General features: G+C 72.6%; 12 protein-coding genes. 3 read left to right on the forward strand and 9 right to left on the reverse strand.

The window, feature by feature from the left end; genetic code table 11:
• Positions 1-9: 9 nt before the first annotated feature.
• From ACWD3E_RS19400 to xylB, 4 genes are all read right to left on the reverse strand, one after another.
• Entirely contained in the window at positions 10-1317 is a 1308-nt protein-coding gene (locus tag ACWD3E_RS19400) for a GAF domain-containing protein (protein ID WP_451388771.1), read from the reverse strand.
• A 112-nt stretch (positions 1318-1429) separates the two neighbouring features.
• A complete protein-coding gene (locus tag ACWD3E_RS19405) occupies positions 1430-2035 on the reverse strand; it encodes an N-acetylmuramoyl-L-alanine amidase (RefSeq protein WP_451388772.1) in 606 nt (201 codons plus the stop codon).
• 498 nt (positions 2036-2533) lie between these two features.
• Positions 2534-3742 carry an ROK family protein gene (locus tag ACWD3E_RS19410; RefSeq protein WP_451388773.1) on the reverse strand — a complete coding sequence of 403 codons (1209 nt, stop codon included), beginning with the start codon at positions 3740-3742 and terminating at the stop codon, positions 2534-2536.
• Between the two features lie 28 nt (positions 3743-3770).
• A complete protein-coding gene (gene xylB / locus ACWD3E_RS19415; RefSeq protein ID WP_451388774.1) occupies positions 3771-5231 on the reverse strand; it encodes a xylulokinase in 1461 nt (486 codons plus the stop codon).
• A 123-nt stretch (positions 5232-5354) separates the two neighbouring features.
• Here xylB and xylA point away from each other — a divergent pair, with 123 nt between their 5' ends.
• The gene (xylA, locus tag ACWD3E_RS19420; RefSeq protein ID WP_451388775.1) at positions 5355-6521 is read left to right on the forward strand and encodes a xylose isomerase; all 1167 of its coding nucleotides are present in this window, start codon (positions 5355-5357) and stop codon (positions 6519-6521) included.
• Between the two features lie 104 nt (positions 6522-6625).
• Here xylA and ACWD3E_RS19425 read toward each other — a convergent pair whose 3' ends face one another.
• The 3 genes from ACWD3E_RS19425 to ACWD3E_RS19435 all read right to left on the reverse strand — a co-directional run bounded on the left by ACWD3E_RS19425 (position 6626) and on the right by ACWD3E_RS19435 (position 12297).
• Positions 6626-7966 carry an esterase-like activity of phytase family protein gene (locus tag ACWD3E_RS19425; protein ID WP_451388776.1) on the reverse strand — a complete coding sequence of 447 codons (1341 nt, stop codon included), beginning with the start codon at positions 7964-7966 and terminating at the stop codon, positions 6626-6628.
• A 129-nt stretch (positions 7967-8095) separates the two neighbouring features.
• Entirely contained in the window at positions 8096-9433 is a 1338-nt protein-coding gene (locus ACWD3E_RS19430) for an SWIM zinc finger family protein (RefSeq protein ID WP_451388777.1), read from the reverse strand.
• Positions 9430-12297, reverse strand: coding sequence for an SNF2-related protein (locus tag ACWD3E_RS19435; RefSeq protein WP_451388778.1), 2868 nt, complete (start codon positions 12295-12297; stop codon positions 9430-9432). The genes ACWD3E_RS19430 and ACWD3E_RS19435 overlap by 4 nt, the downstream gene beginning before the upstream one ends.
• A 266-nt stretch (positions 12298-12563) precedes the next feature.
• On the opposite strand from ACWD3E_RS19435, the gene ACWD3E_RS19440 reads away from it, so the two are divergent.
• Positions 12564-12749 carry a hypothetical protein gene (locus tag ACWD3E_RS19440; RefSeq protein WP_451388779.1) on the forward strand — a complete coding sequence of 62 codons (186 nt, stop codon included), beginning with the start codon at positions 12564-12566 and terminating at the stop codon, positions 12747-12749.
• A 101-nt stretch (positions 12750-12850) separates the two neighbouring features.
• Here ACWD3E_RS19440 and ACWD3E_RS19445 read toward each other — a convergent pair whose 3' ends face one another.
• Complete coding sequence (locus ACWD3E_RS19445) at positions 12851-13696, reverse strand: hypothetical protein (protein ID WP_451388780.1); 846 nt, start codon at positions 13694-13696, stop codon at positions 12851-12853.
• Positions 13697-13979: 283 nt separating this feature from the next.
• Between ACWD3E_RS19445 and ACWD3E_RS19450 the strand changes: the two genes are divergently transcribed.
• Positions 13980-14888, forward strand: a complete 909-nt coding sequence (locus ACWD3E_RS19450; protein WP_451388781.1) for an oxygenase MpaB family protein — start codon at positions 13980-13982, stop codon at positions 14886-14888.
• On the opposite strand, the gene ACWD3E_RS19455 is transcribed toward ACWD3E_RS19450, so the two are convergent.
• A complete protein-coding gene (locus ACWD3E_RS19455) occupies positions 14862-15398 on the reverse strand; it encodes a PadR family transcriptional regulator (RefSeq protein ID WP_451388782.1) in 537 nt (178 codons plus the stop codon). The two genes, ACWD3E_RS19450 and ACWD3E_RS19455, sit on opposite strands and share 27 nt — an antisense overlap.
• Positions 15399-15471: the final 73 nt, after the last annotated feature.

Below are 15471 nucleotides of genomic sequence, written 5' to 3' on the forward strand. Positions count from 1 at the left end.
GGCGCGAGGCTAGGCGAGCGGACGTTGCAAGTACGTTGCGCCACGCGTCCGCAGCGATTTCCGGCGGGCCGGTACGGTCAGTTCGGCCTCCAGCGCCGCCAGCCGGGTTCTGACCGGTGCCGTGGGCCGCACCGCCGCGAGCGCCCGCCACACCTCGACGTCGTCCTCGCCCCAGGGCGCGTGCGCCCAGTCCGCCAGCAGGTCCGGATCGCGGTGGGCGATCAGCGCCGCCCGCAGGCCGTCGGCGAGACTCCGCCGCAGCCGTACCACCGCCGGGGCCTCTGAACCCGGCAGCAGCGGTCCGCTGTACGCCTCGGCAGCCGCCATGAGCGCGCCCACCTTCAGCCTCCGCTCCACCACGGTCGCGTCGCAGTCGACCGGGGCCGTCAGCCGGTACGGCCGTGAGGCGAGCAGCCCCGGTCCCAACAGTCGTCGCAGCCGGGCCAGCTCGGCGCGCAGCGTCACCGGCGTCACCGACTCCTGCGCGTACAGCGCGCACAGCAGCTCGTCGCCGGTCAGCCCCTCCGGATGACGGGTCAGGAGGACGAGGATCTCGCTGTGCCGGCGGCTGAGCCTGATCCGGCGTCCCTCCAGGCGCAGTTCCGCCTCGGCCCGACCCAGCGCGCTCAGCAGGCGGCTGTCCTCGGCGGGGCGCGGCGGGGCGAGCAGCGCGAGCTGCGACTCGGCGGCCCGCGCCACCGCCTGCACGAACCCCAGGCTGTGCGGGTGCGCCAGCCGGTCCCCGCCGGTGATGTCGACAGCGCCGAGGACCCGGCCGGTGCGCGGATCGTGGACCGGTGCCGCCGCACAGGTCCACGGCTGCACCCGGCGTATGAAGTGCTCCGCCGCGAACACCTGCACCGGCCGGTCCACGGCGACCGCCGTGCCCGGCGCGTTGGTGCCGACCGCGCTCTCCGCCCAGCGCGCCCCCGGCACGAAATTCATCCCGTCCGCCCGGCGCCGGGTCGCGGAGTGCCCCTCGACCCACAGCAGTCTGCCGTGCACGTCGCACATCGCGAGCAGATGCTCGCCGTCGGATGCGAACGTGCCCATCAGCTCCCTGACCAGCGGCATCACCCGGGCCAGCGGGTGCTCCGCGCGGTAGGTGCCGAGGTCGCTGTCCGACAGCTCCACGTTCGCCGTGCCGTCCGGCCCGACCCCGGCCCGCGCGCTGCGCCGCCACGACTCCGCCACCACCGACCGCACCGGGCGCGGCACCGTGCCCACCGTGGTGAACGTCTCGTGCGCCCGGCGCAGTACCCGGACCCGCTCGGCTGGGTCGGCACCCGGCTCCAGGGCCACCCACGGATCGGTCAACTCACCCTCCCCGGACGGTGGAACAACGCTGTCATGGCCGCGATACGGCGGTGACACGCCGGCCACCATCGTCACTCGCGGTGTTCGTGCGGACAACCGGTCGGACGTTCGACTAGGCGAAATTGACCAGTCTGATGTAGCGGACCCAGTCCCAGTTCGGGCCGGGATCCGTGTGGTCGGTGCCGGGCACCTGGTAGTGGCCGATGATGTGCTCCCTGTCTTTCGGGATCCCGTATTTGGCGCAGATCGCTGCGGTCAGCTTTGCGGACTGTTCGTAGAGGGCGTTGGTGAAGTAGGCGGGCTGGTCCACCCAGCCCTCGTGCTCGATGCCGATGCTGCGTGTGTTGTAGTCCCAGTTCCCGGCGTGCCAGGCGATGTCGGCCTCGCGCACGCACTGTGCGACATGACCGTCCGCCGAGCGGACCACATAGTGCGCGGACACCTGCTTCGCCGGATTCTGGAAGACGTCCAGCGTGTTGGCGTACGTCTCCTGCGTGACGTGGATGATCACCCGGTCGATGGCGTAACTGCCGGGGCGGCTGGACGCCGTGTAGTCGGAGGTGCTCGCCGGCTGCCATTCGGCCGGCGGGTAGTCGGCTGACTGGACCTGCGCACCGGCACGGGCCTCGGGAAGCAGCGCGTAGGGGACGGCGGCGAGGGCCGTGCCCTGCAGGAGCCGTCGTCGGCTCAGGTGGGGTCTTGCCCGGTCCTTGTCCATCGGCGGTGCCTTTCGGGAGGGATGGGGGTTGTCTCGGGTGGGTCAGGGCCGTGGGGCCCGTGCTGTCTCGCGCAGCAGGGTGTGCATGCCTCGGTCATGTCTCCCGCGCGGGCAGCCATGCCACTCCTTGCGGGGCTTGGCCACGCACGTGCAGTGGGTGTCGCACACGATGGCCAACGGTGATTCGACCGCCGGGGTTGCGAACTGGTACACCTCCAGCGCAGTGAACCTGCATGCGGCCCCCCGACAGGTGTCGGCCGAGTGTCACTCGATGTGTGCGATTCCCCTCGTTTCCAGCGCACTTCACCGGCACGACGGCCCGGCGATCGCGCCTCGTGTGCATCACGGTACGGCGTGTGCGGGTCGGGTAGAAGGATGCCGCCGTGGTTGCGTGGACAAGCCGCGCACTGTGGAAAACTCGGCCACCCGATCGAGTGAGTCCCCTACGGCAACAGGCCGTTGGGGCCCACCGCGCTCAACGGCCTTGGCGCGTGCGCGTCAGGCTTGCCCCGCCACCGCCGCCGGGTCGTCCAGAACCGCCCGCACTACCGAGTGCGCCGCGCCGAGCAGCGGGCCTTCCGGGCCCAGCCGGGAGACCGACACCGGGCACGGCGGTCCTGCCGTACGGCCCGTCAACTCGGCCTCCAGCGACGGCAGAAGCCAGGGCGAGAGGCCGGCGAGCGCGCCACCGAGGACGACCGACTCCGGGTCGAGCAGATTGACCGCTCCGGTCAGGGCGATGCCGAGCGCCGTACCGGCGTCCCGCAGGGCTTCCCGGACAGCCTCGTCGCCCGCTTCGGCACGCTCCGCGAGCAGACCGACCAGATCCTCGCGCGGTGCGAGCCCGGCGGCACGCAGCACTGCCTCCTCACCGGCGTACTGCTCCAGGCACCCGCGCCCGCCGCACGGGCACGGCGGGCCGTCCGGGCGCACCGGCACATGGCCCAGCTCACCCGCGAAGCCCCGCGTGCCGCGCAGCAGTTGCCCGTCCACCACTACCGCGGCACCGATGCCGATCTCGGCCGACACATGCAGGAAGTCGCGCGGGGTGCTCTCGCCGAGCCACAGCTCGGCCAGGGCGCCGAAGTTGGCCTCGTTGTCCACGGTCAGCGGCAGACCGTCCGGCAGCAGCGCGCCCAGGTCGGTGTCGTGCCAGTCGAGGTTCGGGGCGCGCACGACCGTACGGCCGTCCCGCGCCACCAGCCCGGGCACGGCGACCGCGAGCCCGGCGGGCCACAGCCCCTCCCGCTCCGCCTCCGCGACGACCCGGCGCACCAGCGCCGTCAGCTCCTCGATGACCGGGCCGGGAGCGCGGCCTCGGTTGGCACCGTGCCGCACGGCCCGTGCGCGCACCGTACCGCGCAGGTCGACCGCGCACACCGCGAGATGGTCGACGCCGACCTCCGCGCCGATCCCGGCCGGGCCACGCCCGCTCACCGCGAGCGCCGACCCGGGACGGCCCACCCGACCGGGCCGCTCGGGCCCCAGCTCCTCCAGCAGCCCCCAGCGGATCAGCTCGTCCACCAGGGTCGACACCGCGGCGCGCGTCAGCCCGATGTGCGAGGCGACCGCGGCCCGCGAGAGCGGACCCTCGGCACCGACGGCGTGCATCACCCGGGCCAGGTTGCGCCGGCGCATGCCCTGCTGGGTGTCCGGCAGGGCGCGGCCGGCACCCGACGGCCGGGTCTGGTGCAGCGGTGCGGTCATGCCTCCGTCAATCCTCGGTGTCCGCCGCTCAGCTCTGTCTGCGCGGCTGGGGATTCGTGCCCCGCTCCAGCAGCGGGGCCGCGTCGGAGAGTACCCCGGTGATCCGGGCCAGCGTCTCCTCGTCCCGCTCCACCGCCTCCAGCACCGGGCCCGCGGCCGTCTTCCAGCGCCGGGCCACCGCCGCGGGATCCTCGCCGGTCAGCAGGCCCGCCGCCTGCGCCGCGGCACCGAGGGCGACCAGTTCCTGGGCCTCCGGTACCTGCACCGGCCGCCCCGACAGCCGCCGCACGGTCTCCTGCCAGGCCCTGCCACGGGCTCCGCCGCCGATCAGCAGCAGCGGGGTGCTGCGGTCCGCGTCCGCGTCGAGTACCAGGTCGAGGGCGCCGAGCAGCGAGTGCACCGCGCCGTCGTAGGCGGCCTGCAGCAGCTGACCGGCCGTGGTGTCGTGGCGCAGCCCGTGCAGCAGACCGGAGGCGTTCGGCAGGTTCGGCGTGCGCTCGCCGTCCAGGTACGGCAGCAGGGTGACGGAGGCGCCGGGCTCGACGGCCTCGCGGTCCAGGCCCAGCAGAGCCGCCACCCGGTCGACGGCGAGCGTGCAGTTGAGGGTGCAGGCCAGCGGCAGCCAGTCCCGGTGCGCGTCGGCGAAGCCCGCCACCGTGCCCGTCGGGTCGGCCGGACGGTGCTTCGAGACGGCGTAGACGGTGCCCGAGGTGCCGAGGCTGAGCACCGCAGTGCCCGGCCGCAGGCCGAGTCCCAGTGCCGCCGCCGCGTTGTCGCCGGTGCCGGGCGCCACCAGGGTGCCCTTGGAGAACGGCAGATCGTGGCTGTCGCGCACCGTGCCCGCCACCTCGCCGGGCCGCACCACCCGCGGCAGCAGCGCCGGGTCGAGTCCGATGTGCGCGAGGATCTCCGCGTCGTACGACTCCGTCGCGGAGGCCCACCAGCCGGTGCCGGAGACGTCGCCGCGGTCCGTCGTGCCCTGCCCGGTGAGGCGTTCGGTGAGGTAGTCGTGGGGGAGCCGCACCGCCTTGGTCGCGCGGACCGCCTCCGGCTCGTGCTCGGCCAGCCACGCCCACTTCGTCACCGTGAACGACGCCCCGGGCACACTGCCGGTCCGCTCCGCCCAGGCCTTCGGGCCGCCCAGCTCCTCGACCAGACGGCGGGCCTGGGGCGCCGAACGGACGTCGTTCCACAGCAGCGCCGGCCGCACCGGCTCGCCGTGCTCGTCCAGGGTGACCAGACCGTGCTGCTGGCCGCCGACCGACACCGCCGCCGCCTCGTGCGCCGCGTCGCCGCACTGGCGCAGCGCCTCGCACAGTGCGTTCCACCACTGACGCGGATCGCTCTCCCGGCCGGCCCCCGTGGACACGGTGTGCGGCGCCTGGCCGCTCGCCACGACCTGCCCCGTGGAGGCGTCGACGACCAGCACCTTCGTGGACTGCGTGGACGAGTCCACACCGACGACGAGCGGACCCTCGGCTGCTGACATCGGGCTCTCCCTCTCACAGACACGTTGCCGTCAAGGACACCTTCCCTCTTCCCAGAGGTGCGTCCGCATACTAATTTGTAAACGGCCATGACGAAATAGTCGTACGCAGCAAGGAGCCGCGGCATGAGCTACCAGCCCACCCCCGATGACAGGTTCACCTTCGGCCTGTGGACCGTCGGCTGGCAGGGAAGGGACCCCTTCGGCGACGCGACCCGCCGCGCCCTCGACCCGGTCGAGACGGTGCGCCGTCTGGCCGAGCTGGGTGCCTACGGCGTGACCTTCCACGACGACGACCTGATCCCCTTCGGGTCCTCGGACACCGAGCGCGAGTCGCACGTCAAGCGCTTCCGCCAGGCTCTCGACGCGACCGGCATGACCGTCCCCATGGCCACCACCAACCTCTTCACGCACCCCGTCTTCAAGGACGGCGCGTTCACCGCCAACGACCGCGACGTGCGCCGCTACGCGCTGCGCAAGACGATCCGCAACATCGACCTCGCGGTCGAACTGGGCGCGAAGACCTATGTCGCCTGGGGAGGCCGCGAGGGCGCGGAATCAGGCGCCGCCAAGGACGTACGCGTCGCCCTCGACCGCATGAAGGAGGCCTTCGACCTGCTCGGCGAGTACGTCACCGCCCAGGGCTACGACCTCCGCTTCGCCATCGAGCCGAAGCCGAACGAGCCGCGCGGCGACATCCTGCTGCCCACCGTCGGCCATGCGCTCGCCTTCATCGAGCGCCTGGAGCGGCCGGAGCTGTACGGCGTCAACCCCGAGGTGGGTCACGAACAGATGGCCGGGCTGAACTTCCCGCACGGCATCGCGCAGGCCCTGTGGGCGGGCAAGCTCTTCCACATCGACCTCAACGGCCAGTCCGGCATCAAGTACGACCAGGACCTGCGGTTCGGCGCCGGCGATCTGCGGGCGGCGTTCTGGCTGGTCGACCTTCTGGAGAGCGCCGGTTACGAGGGTCCGCGCCACTTCGACTTCAAGCCCCCGCGGACCGAGGACCTGGACGGTGTGTGGGCGTCGGCGGCGGGCTGTATGCGCAACTACCTGATCCTGAAGGAGCGTTCGGCCGCCTTCCGCGCCGACCCGGAGGTCCGGGAGGCGCTGCGCGCCGCACGCCTGGACCAGCTCGCCCTGCCGACGGCGGCCGACGGCCTGCAGGCGCTGCTGGCCGACCGCGCGGCGTTCGAGGACTTCGACGTGGAGGCGGCCGGCGCGCGCGGGATGGGCTTCGAACGACTCGACCAGCTGGCCATGGATCATGTGCTGGGAGCGCGGGGCTGAGTGTCCCCCGCGCGCGTGGGAGAGCGGCTTGGGCATGGACCCAAGCCGCTCTCCTCGGCGCTCAGACAGCCGGATCAATCGCCCTGACGGGCGGTTTCACGGGTTCACAGGTCCTCGGGCAGCCGGACGTACACCAGCGTCGTCTTGATGCCGCTGTCCACCAGCCGGCCCTGGGCGTCGAATGCGCCCGGGCCGTCGGTCATCCCGAAGTCGTTGTCATTGATGACAGCCAGCGTGTCGTCGTCCACGCGCGCGACGCCCTCGATCTTCCCCGGCACCCCTTCCACCTGGCCCAGGTCGACGACGAGCCGCTTGGCCAGTACGGGGACGCCTGCGGCAGCCGGGTCGTCCAGCTGCTCCAGCGACGGCGAGGTCGTGTCGTCGTCCCAGGGGCCGCCGAGGATGCCGGAGCCGCGTCCCAGGCGTACAAGCTGCAGCCGAGCCGTCTTGTCGGTGCGCTCCTCCACCAGCAGCCGGTCGCCGCCCACGGCCACCACGGACGAGATCTTCAGCTCCGAGGTGTCGTTCGTGCTCGGGTCGACCACGTTCACCGGGTCGAACCGGTAGGCGTACTCGGCGGTGACGGCCTTCTCCCTCGGCGAGAAGCGAAGGAGACGCGTGTTGCGCGAGGCGTCCCCGGCGCCCGCGTCCGGCAGCGAGAGCGGGCTCTGCAACGCCAGCACCAGATCGCCGCCGGGAAGCTGCGCCAGCCCCTCGAAGCCGCGATTGGTCTTGCGGTGCAGCAGGACCGACGGCAGGGCCTCCACCACCGGGTAGTCGGCACCGGTGAGGTTCAGTCCCTCGGGCACATAGCGGGTGAGCACCGTCCCGCGCGCGGAGACGTGAACGAGCGAGGGACCGTACTCGTCCGCGAGCCAGAACGTCCCGTCCTCGGCGCGCACGATGCCCTCGGTGTCAAGGCCGTTCGGGTTGTACGAGAGCGCCGTCCCGGCGTCGTACGTGTACGGCGCCTCGTCGCGGCCCTTCTGGTCGGGCAGCCCGGTGACGGCCTTACCGGAGGACGTGGTCAGAGGGATCGCGTCGATGACCTGGACGCTGTCCCCGCAGACCCGGATCTTCACGATCGCGGGGTCGAATCCGGGCACCGGGAACGTCCGGCGCTTCTTGCCGTCCACCTTGATCTGCCCGTTGGGCCCGCGGTCGGTCACCGTCCAGTACTCGCCCTTGCGGCCGGCCGGGTAGATGTCGCTGCCGATGGCACCGAGGTCGATTCCGTGGTCGTCGTCCACGCTGCCCGGCAGCAGCGCGTTGCTGAAGGCATCGAGCGGGATGTCACCGAGGGTCGCGGTGCGGACGACACGGGCGTCCTCGGACGGTGCCGCCGCGGCCGTTCCCGCCACCACGAGGGCGGCGGCCAGGGCGAGCGGCAGGCCCGTGGCGACGGAACGGTGGACACGGCGTCGGCCGGTGACGTGCGAGGGCATCGGGCCTCCTGGGACCAAGTTCGCTGACTGCGCACACATTTGGGCCCCAGGAGGAATGCTGTGCGACGGTGCGGTGAACAATCGCCGTCCGTCGCCGGTCGGGTGTGCCGATGTTGTGTTGACGGCCTGTCAGGGGCCGCCCACCGTAGGCGCGGTGCTGGTGCTGGTGTCGGTTTCGGTGTCGAACCGTGCCGTCGTCAGTGCTGTCGCCGGGTCCCGGTCCGCGCCACCGGCCGGAACGAAGCAGCCGTCCTCTTCCCGGAAAGGCCACCAGCGGCCGTCCCGGTCGAGGCGCAGCTGAACCCCTTCGCCAGGAAGCGTCCACCGGTTGCCGCTCGCACGGAACGACGGCTGCTCGTCCGCCTCCCAGGCCGCGCCGAGCGCGTCACGCGCGCGTGCGAGTGCCGGACCCTCCACCTGCCATTCCTCGTCGAGCACGGCCAGCGCCGCCGCGCCTCCGGCACGCCACGCGCGGACCGCCGTGGCCAGCCCGTCACGGCCTCGCCCCGACCCATCGGCGAGCCGCTCGATGACGGGGGCGGGCGCCGCTCCGTCGGCCAGGCGGACGGCGTCCTGATCAGTATCCTGAGCAGCCGTCACATGCGCGCCGCCGCGCCCCTCCTGGCCGTCGTCGCGGAGAGCCTGCGCGAGCATCCGGTACGCCTGTGCGGCCGTTCGGCCGGCCAGGTACTCCAGCGCCGCGGGGTCGATCCCGGGCGCCGGTGCCGCCCCGGCGTCGTAGGCCGGCGGTCCGCCGGGTGCGTCAGAAAGGTCCGGCAGAGCAGGCAGCGGCGGCAGGATGTCCGAGGCCGACCAGACCTCGGCGGCGTCGACACCCACACTCCCACCTTCGGTCCCGGCCTCGGAGGGCTCGTCCCGGGGCGTGCTCCGCAGGTGCAGCTCCTCCAGGAAGGTGCCCTTGCCCCGGCCACGCAGCAACAGCAGCACGAACGGATCCTCGTCCAGGAGCCGGGCGACCTGGTGGCAGAGGGCTGCGGTGTGTCCGCAGTGGTCCCAGGTGCCGCAGTCGCACTCGGGCTCCAGCTCGCCCAAGCCCGGCAGCAGGTCGATCCCGCGCACAGCCGCGTCCTCGACCAGGTGCGGGGGCACCTCCCGGTCGAGGAGCGCAGCCAGGTGCCCGGCCTGCTCCACGGCCAGGTCCAGAAACCGGACCCACTCCTCCTGGGACAGTTCCGACACCAGGACGTCCGCGCGATGGGCCGCGCCGTCGCGGTCACGCACGACGGCCGTGACCCGGCCGGGCCGTACGGTCACCGCACCCACGCCGCCCGCGCGCGCGAGCCGGCGCCCCACCCTGACCGCTTCCGCGTCCAACGCCGCCTCCTCCAGGGCCCGCAGCCAGGCGCGACCCCACCAGCTCTGTGCGAAACCACGCCCCCGCGCGGGCGGGAGCGCGGCGAACGTGCGCTCGTCCTCAGGGCTGTGTGCGTGGTCGTAGCGGCTCATCGCGCCTCCCCGTGCAGTTCCACCAGTGCGGCCAGTTCGGCGTCCGTCAGCTCCGTCACAGCGGCCTCGCCGGAGCCGAGCACCGCCTCGGCCAGTCCCCGCTTGCGGTCCAGCATCTCCGCGATGCGGTCCTCCAGGGTTCCCTCGGCGATCAGCCGGTGCACCTGCACCGGCCTGGTCTGACCGATGCGGTACGCGCGGTCGGTGGCCTGCGCCTCGACCGCCGGGTTCCACCAGCGGTCGTAGTGCACGACGTGCTCCGCCCGGGTGAGGTTCAGCCCCGTCCCCGCGGCCTTCAGGGACAGCAGGAACACCGGCACCTCGCCGTCCTGGAACCGCTGCACCAGCGTTTCGCGCGCGGCGACCGGGGTTCCGCCGTGCAGCAGTAGCGATGACACCCCGCGGGCCGTCAGATGCCGTTCCAGGAGGCGTGCCATCCGCACGTACTGGGTGAAGACGAGCACACCGGCGCCCTCCGCGAGGATGGTGTCGAGGAGTTCGTCCAGCAGCTCCAGCTTCCCCGAGCGTCCGACCAGCCGCGCATCGTCCTCCTTGAGGAACTGCGCCGGGTGGTTGCAGATCTGCTTCAGACCGGTCAGCAACTGCACGATCAGACCCCGGCGCGCCATGTCGTCGGCATCCGCGATGCGTTCCATGGTCTCGCGGACCAACGCCTCGTACAGGCCCGTCTGTTCGCGCGTCAGCTCCACCGGATGATCGGTCTCGGTCTTCGGCGGCAGCTCGGGTGCGATCCCCGGGTCGGACTTGCGGCGCCGCAGCAGGAACGGCCGGACGAGGCGCGTGAGCCGCTCCGCGGCGGCCGGGTCCCCGCCCTCGGCCGGCTGCGCGTACCGCGCGCGGAAGGCACCGAGGCGGCCCAGCAGACCCGGCGTCGTCCAGTCGAGGATCGCCCACAGTTCGGTGAGGTTGTTCTCCACGGGAGTGCCGGTGAGCGCCACGCGCGCGCGTGTGCCGAGGGAACGCAGCGCCCGCGCGGTCGCCGAGTACGGGTTCTTCACGTGCTGCGCCTCGTCGGCGACGACCATGCCCCAGCGCACCCCGGCGAGCCGCTCGGCGTCCAGGCGCATCGTGCCGTACGTGGTCAGGACGAACTCTCCGTCCGCCACGGCACCGAGGCGGCGTCCCGGCCCGTGGAACCTGCGCACCCGCACTCCGGGGGCGAACTTCTCGATCTCCCTCTGCCAGTTGCCGAGCAGGGAGGCCGGGCAGACGACGAGCGTGGGACCGGCGGCCGAGGCGTCGGTCTGCCGGTGCAGGTGCAGCGAGATCAGCGTGACCGTCTTGCCGAGTCCCATGTCGTCGGCCAGGCAGCAGCCGAGACCGAGGGCCGTCGTCCGGGCCAGCCAGTCGAGGCCGCGCAGCTGGTAGTCCCGCAGCGTGGCCGCCAGGCCCGGCGGCGGTCCGACGGTCCGTGCCGGATCGGGATCCGTGAGCTGCGTCCGCAACTGTGCCAGCCACCCGGTGGGCCGTACGTCGACCCGCCGGCCGTCGACCTCGGCGGAGCCCGTCAGAGCCGCGGCCAGCGCCTCGACCGGGGCGACCGACCGGTCCTGCCGGGCGCGGGCGCGCTGCGCCTCCTGAGGGTCCACCAGCACCCATTGGTCGTGCAGCCGCACCAGGGGACGCTTGGACTCGGCCAAGCGGTCCAGCTCCGCCCGCGACAGCTCTCGGCCGCCGAGGGCGAACCACCAGCGGAACGTGACCGAGGAGTCCGCCGAGAGCAGCGACGGGGTTGGCGAGGCACCCGCGCGGGCGGTCGCACCGTCGTCCAGCGGGCCGACGGACGCGGAGGCGGTCAGGTCGCGGGACAGCTCCTTGGGCCAGTGCACGTCCGCGCCCGCCGCGGCCAGCGCCCGCGCGCCTTCGCCGAGGAGTTCGGTGATCTCGTCGTCGGCCAGGTCGACAGCGTCCGGGACAGCGGCTGTGAGCAAGGGCGACAGCGGCGGCCAGGCGCGGGCCGCGCGGCGCAGCGCCAGCAGCGCGTCGGCACGCGCGCGCGGGCCGAACTCCTCGTGCCTGGCTTCCGCTCCTGCCCACAGCTCCGCGGCGTCCATGACGTCCGCCGTCCCCCTCACGCCGTGCACCTGAAGCACCGCGCGGAACCGCAAGGACGCGGTGTCCTCGGCTCCGGCGTCCTGGAGACCTGGCGCCTCCACGCGCAGCGACAGCCGTACGCCCGCGTCGTGACCGGCGGCGATGTCGTCGGCCCAGGCCCGCTGACCGGGCAGGTGCTGCGGCTCAGGTGCCGCGTACGCGGGACCGCCGGTCACCAGCGGCGCGGCGGGGGAGCGGGGGAGTGCGTCGGCCACCGCGTCCAGGAAGTCGCGCAACAGCCTCTCGGGGTCGGGGAGCCTGGGCGGTCCGGGTGTGGCGACCGGTACGGCGTGCGCCTCCGGGGGCATGGCGGCGGCGAGTTCACGGAGCAGCTCTGTGTCGTGCGTGGACAGCGGCCCCACCCGCCACGCGTCGTGGTCACCCGGGGAGAGGCCGGGCAGGAGCAGGCCGCGTGCCAGGAAGTGCAGCGCCAGCAGGCCGGCCGTGCCCCAGAAGGCGATCGCCCGGTGAGCCTGCGAGTCCGCACGCGCGCGCGTGAGGAGCGGCAGAGCGGCACGCATCGGAAGCGACAGGGCAGGCACCCGTACGCGCTCGACGCCCCCGCCCTGCGCGGGTGCGACCGCCTCCAGCTCCGTCACGGAGCCTTGCGCGACGGCCGGGAGGGCTTCGCCGTCCGGACGCCAGAAGGCCATCCGGCCCGCACGGGCGGGGTCGGACGGGACGAACACGGCACAGCAGTGGGCCAGTTCGGACGGGTCGGAGGGTGGTGCCGGGGAGATTCGCTGCACAGCTCTGGGCACTCCTCAAATTTGACTACTCGGCTGGGTGGCCGAGGCTACAGCACGCCGAGGGCGAGCCATCGTGGTTATCGGGTGACTCGGGCCACTTCACAATCCGTTCGAAGCGTGGTCATGGTTGACCTGAACGGACAGGGGCCACTGGCCAGTAAGGAGCCCGTCTCAGGGATGTCTCAGGGTCTGAAGGCGGAACCGCCGCGAATGCGGGGCCGTTCTCAGATCAGAGAGCGGCAGTGGCCGTGAAGGAGGCGACGCTCATGTCGAAGTACGCGAAGATCGCCGCCGGTGGTGTGGCGGTCGGGATCGTCCTGTTGCTGATAGGGCTGCCCTGGTGGGTGGCATTCCTGATCGTGGTTGGAGTGCCGACGGCCGCGTACCTGACGCTGGACCCCTCGCAGCGGCGCAGGCTCCGCCGGGTCGGACGCAAGGAACTGGGCCGCTGAGAGCAGGGTGACGCCCGGCACGGGCCGTCAAGCGGTTGCGGGTGCCCGCGCGCCGGGCCGCCGGGGGCCGCGCCTCCGTCAGGGGCGCGGCCCGCACGGACTCAGATCGGCCGCACGGCCATCTTGTCGAGCGCTTCCAGGAGGCCCGGCAGTTCGGGACCCCTGCCCACGGGCAGGACCTCGCCGGGTTCCTCGTCGAGCAGGACGAACGCGATGTCGTCGGTGCGGGCCACCATCGACCAGCCGGGGCCGTCGGCGCGCAGCGTCCGCGCGTCGCCCGGCGCGAACGACGAGCGAACCCGGCCGACCGGCGGCGGCGTGTCGACGTAGGCACGTGCCTCCGTCAGCACACGCCGGACGCCCTGATGGCCACCGCTGCCCGGTGTGCTCTCGGAATCCTCCGGCGCGCTCGCGGCGGGCTCCGCCTGTGCTCCCGGCGTGGAGAACTCGGCGTCGTTGATCTGCTCCCGCCACGTAGCCCACTGCAGCGCGATCTCGTCCGCCCCGAGGCGCCGCTGCGCCGGGCCCCAGGAACTGGTGTCGGGCGGGCTCAGCGGCCGCCCCTCCGCCACTTCGGGCGCGGGGTCGTGCGGCGCGGGCACACCGGGGGCTGCGACGGCGACCGCCAGAGGCCAGCCCGGCAGGGCGGTCACGACCGCGCGCTCGTCCGGTGACAGCTCGTACTCCATGCCGCAGTCCCAGGACGCGATCGCCACGGCGACCAGCGAGACGTCGTCGATGACGACCGTCCAGCGAGCCCCCTCGCCGTCCTGGCCCAGCACCAAGCCGTACCCGTCGGCGTGGGGCGCGAGGCCCAGTGCCGCACAGGCCTCCGGATAGTCGTCGCCCAGCACGCTCGGAAACTGTGCCGGCGTCAGCAGTACCGCCGTGAGCACATACAGCGCATCGTCCGCGGCGGCGACGGCCTCATCGTCCGTTCCGGCCATCCCTGCCTCCCAGTGGTTCGGCCAACGGCGCGCACCCTAATGCGAGCGGAAGCCGCTTGTCACGACTCCGCACACTACCCGGACCTGCAGGTTTCCACCTGGACAGGGGCGAAACGACCTCGGTCTGCACGGGTCCTCCTCAGGTCGCGGGAAGCCCGGGCAGCTCACGGGCCACCGCTGTGCGCGCGCCGCCCTTCCCCCGCACGGGGATCGTCGCTGGTCGCTCGTCTGCCGCTGCTCAGCGTAGAGTTGGAGTTTCGGCGGCAGTAAGGGGGACGACACGTTGAAGCGCTTTGAGCGGCTCGAGCAGATCCGCCGGATGGACCCGGTGGCAGATTCACTGGAGATCTATCGGCTCAGCGCCACCTTCGAGTTCCCCTGGGACTACACGCGCGCCCTGGAACTGGCCCTGTACCGCACCTACGCCGTGCCGAGTATCGGGCGGCTGCTCGCGCAGACGGCGGAGATGACCGGGCGCACCCAGAAGCGTTACGACGACACCGCGCTGCTGCTCGACGCCGTCGTGGAGCACGGGTTCGCGTCGGAGCAGGGGCGGACCGCGATCCGTCGCATCAACCAGATGCACCGCAGCTATGACATCAGCGACGACGACATGCGGTACGTGCTGAGCACGTTCGTCGTGACGCCCAGGCGCTGGATCGACACCTACGGCTGGCGGCGCATGTCCCGGCATGAGGTGATCGCCGCCACCGAGCACTACCGCACGCTCGGCCGCCATATGGGCATCCCGGACATCCCCGAGACCTACGAGGAGTTCGAGGCACTTCTCGACGCCTACGAAGAGGAGAACTTCGGATGGGACGAGCAGGCGCGGGGGGTCTCCGACGCCACGCTCGACCTCATGGTGTCCTGGTACCCGCGTCCCCTGGCGCCGCTGCTGCGCACGGCCACACTCTCCCTGCTCGACGAGTCGCTGCTGCGCGCGTTCCGCTACCCGGCACCCCCGGCCACCACCTCCGCCCTCGTGCGCCGCGCCGTGCGGACGCGCGGCAGGCTGGTCCGGCTGCTGCCACCGCGCCGCACACCGCACTTCGCCCGCCAGAACTGGGAGATCAAGGGCTACCCGAACGGCTACCGGGTGGCCGATCTGGGCACCCGTCCGGTCCCCGGACTCCGCGGCTGCCCGGTTCGGCACCAGGGCGCCTCAGCCGCCGACGCCTCCTTCGAGTGAGGTGAGAGTGTCACGCAGCCAGGCCAGTTCGGCCCGGCTCGTGGCACGCGCGATGGTGAGGACGCCGCGCCGGAAGGGATCGTCCAGCTCCTCGGCGCGCAGGGGCCGGCCGCCGTCGTAGAAGAAGCTCGCCGGCTCCTCCAGGAAGGCCAGCCGACGCCGCAGTACGGCCGCCTGGGCGGCAGGATCCTCCAGGTGGCGCAGGAACGCGAGCAGCGTGAACCAGTGGTTCTCGTCGGTGATCTCGCGCTGCGCGGGCTCGGCGAGGCGGCGCCGCAACTCCCGCCTGCCCTGCTCGGTGAGGGTCAGGACGTGTCGCGGCGCGGCCACGGCGCCGGGTTCGGTGGTCCGGGCCAGCAGGCCCGCCTTCTCCAGCCGCTTGATGGCCGGGTACAGCGTGCTCTCGGCGACGGGTCGTACGTGGCCGGTGAGTGCGGCGATGTGCCTGCGCAGGACGTAGCCGTGTAGCGGTGCGTCGTACAGGAAGCCGAGGATGGCGAGTTCCAGCATGCCCGCATTCTCTCCCGGGACCGCGGTATCTCGGTGCATCTATATTTCGCTTCAGCTATACATCGCTCCCGAG

Source organism: Streptomyces sp. NPDC002676, from assembly GCF_053592455.1.

Coding starts and splice junctions, on each gene's coding strand:
- ACWD3E_RS19405 (WP_451388772.1), bottom strand. CDS start 2,035: ATGGACAAGGACCGGGCAAGACCCCACCTGAGCCGACGACGGCTCCTG.
- ACWD3E_RS19410 (WP_451388773.1), bottom strand. CDS start 3,742: ATGACCGCACCGCTGCACCAGACCCGGCCGTCGGGTGCCGGCCGCGCC.
- xylB (WP_451388774.1), bottom strand. CDS start 5,231: ATGTCAGCAGCCGAGGGTCCGCTCGTCGTCGGTGTGGACTCGTCCACG.
- xylA (WP_451388775.1), top strand. CDS start 5,355: ATGAGCTACCAGCCCACCCCCGATGACAGGTTCACCTTCGGCCTGTGG.
- ACWD3E_RS19425 (WP_451388776.1), bottom strand. CDS start 7,966: ATGCCCTCGCACGTCACCGGCCGACGCCGTGTCCACCGTTCCGTCGCC.
- ACWD3E_RS19430 (WP_451388777.1), bottom strand. CDS start 9,433: ATGAGCCGCTACGACCACGCACACAGCCCTGAGGACGAGCGCACGTTC.
- ACWD3E_RS19440 (WP_451388779.1), top strand. CDS start 12,564: ATGTCGAAGTACGCGAAGATCGCCGCCGGTGGTGTGGCGGTCGGGATC.
- ACWD3E_RS19445 (WP_451388780.1), bottom strand. CDS start 13,696: ATGGCCGGAACGGACGATGAGGCCGTCGCCGCCGCGGACGATGCGCTG.
- ACWD3E_RS19455 (WP_451388782.1), bottom strand. CDS start 15,398: ATGCTGGAACTCGCCATCCTCGGCTTCCTGTACGACGCACCGCTACAC.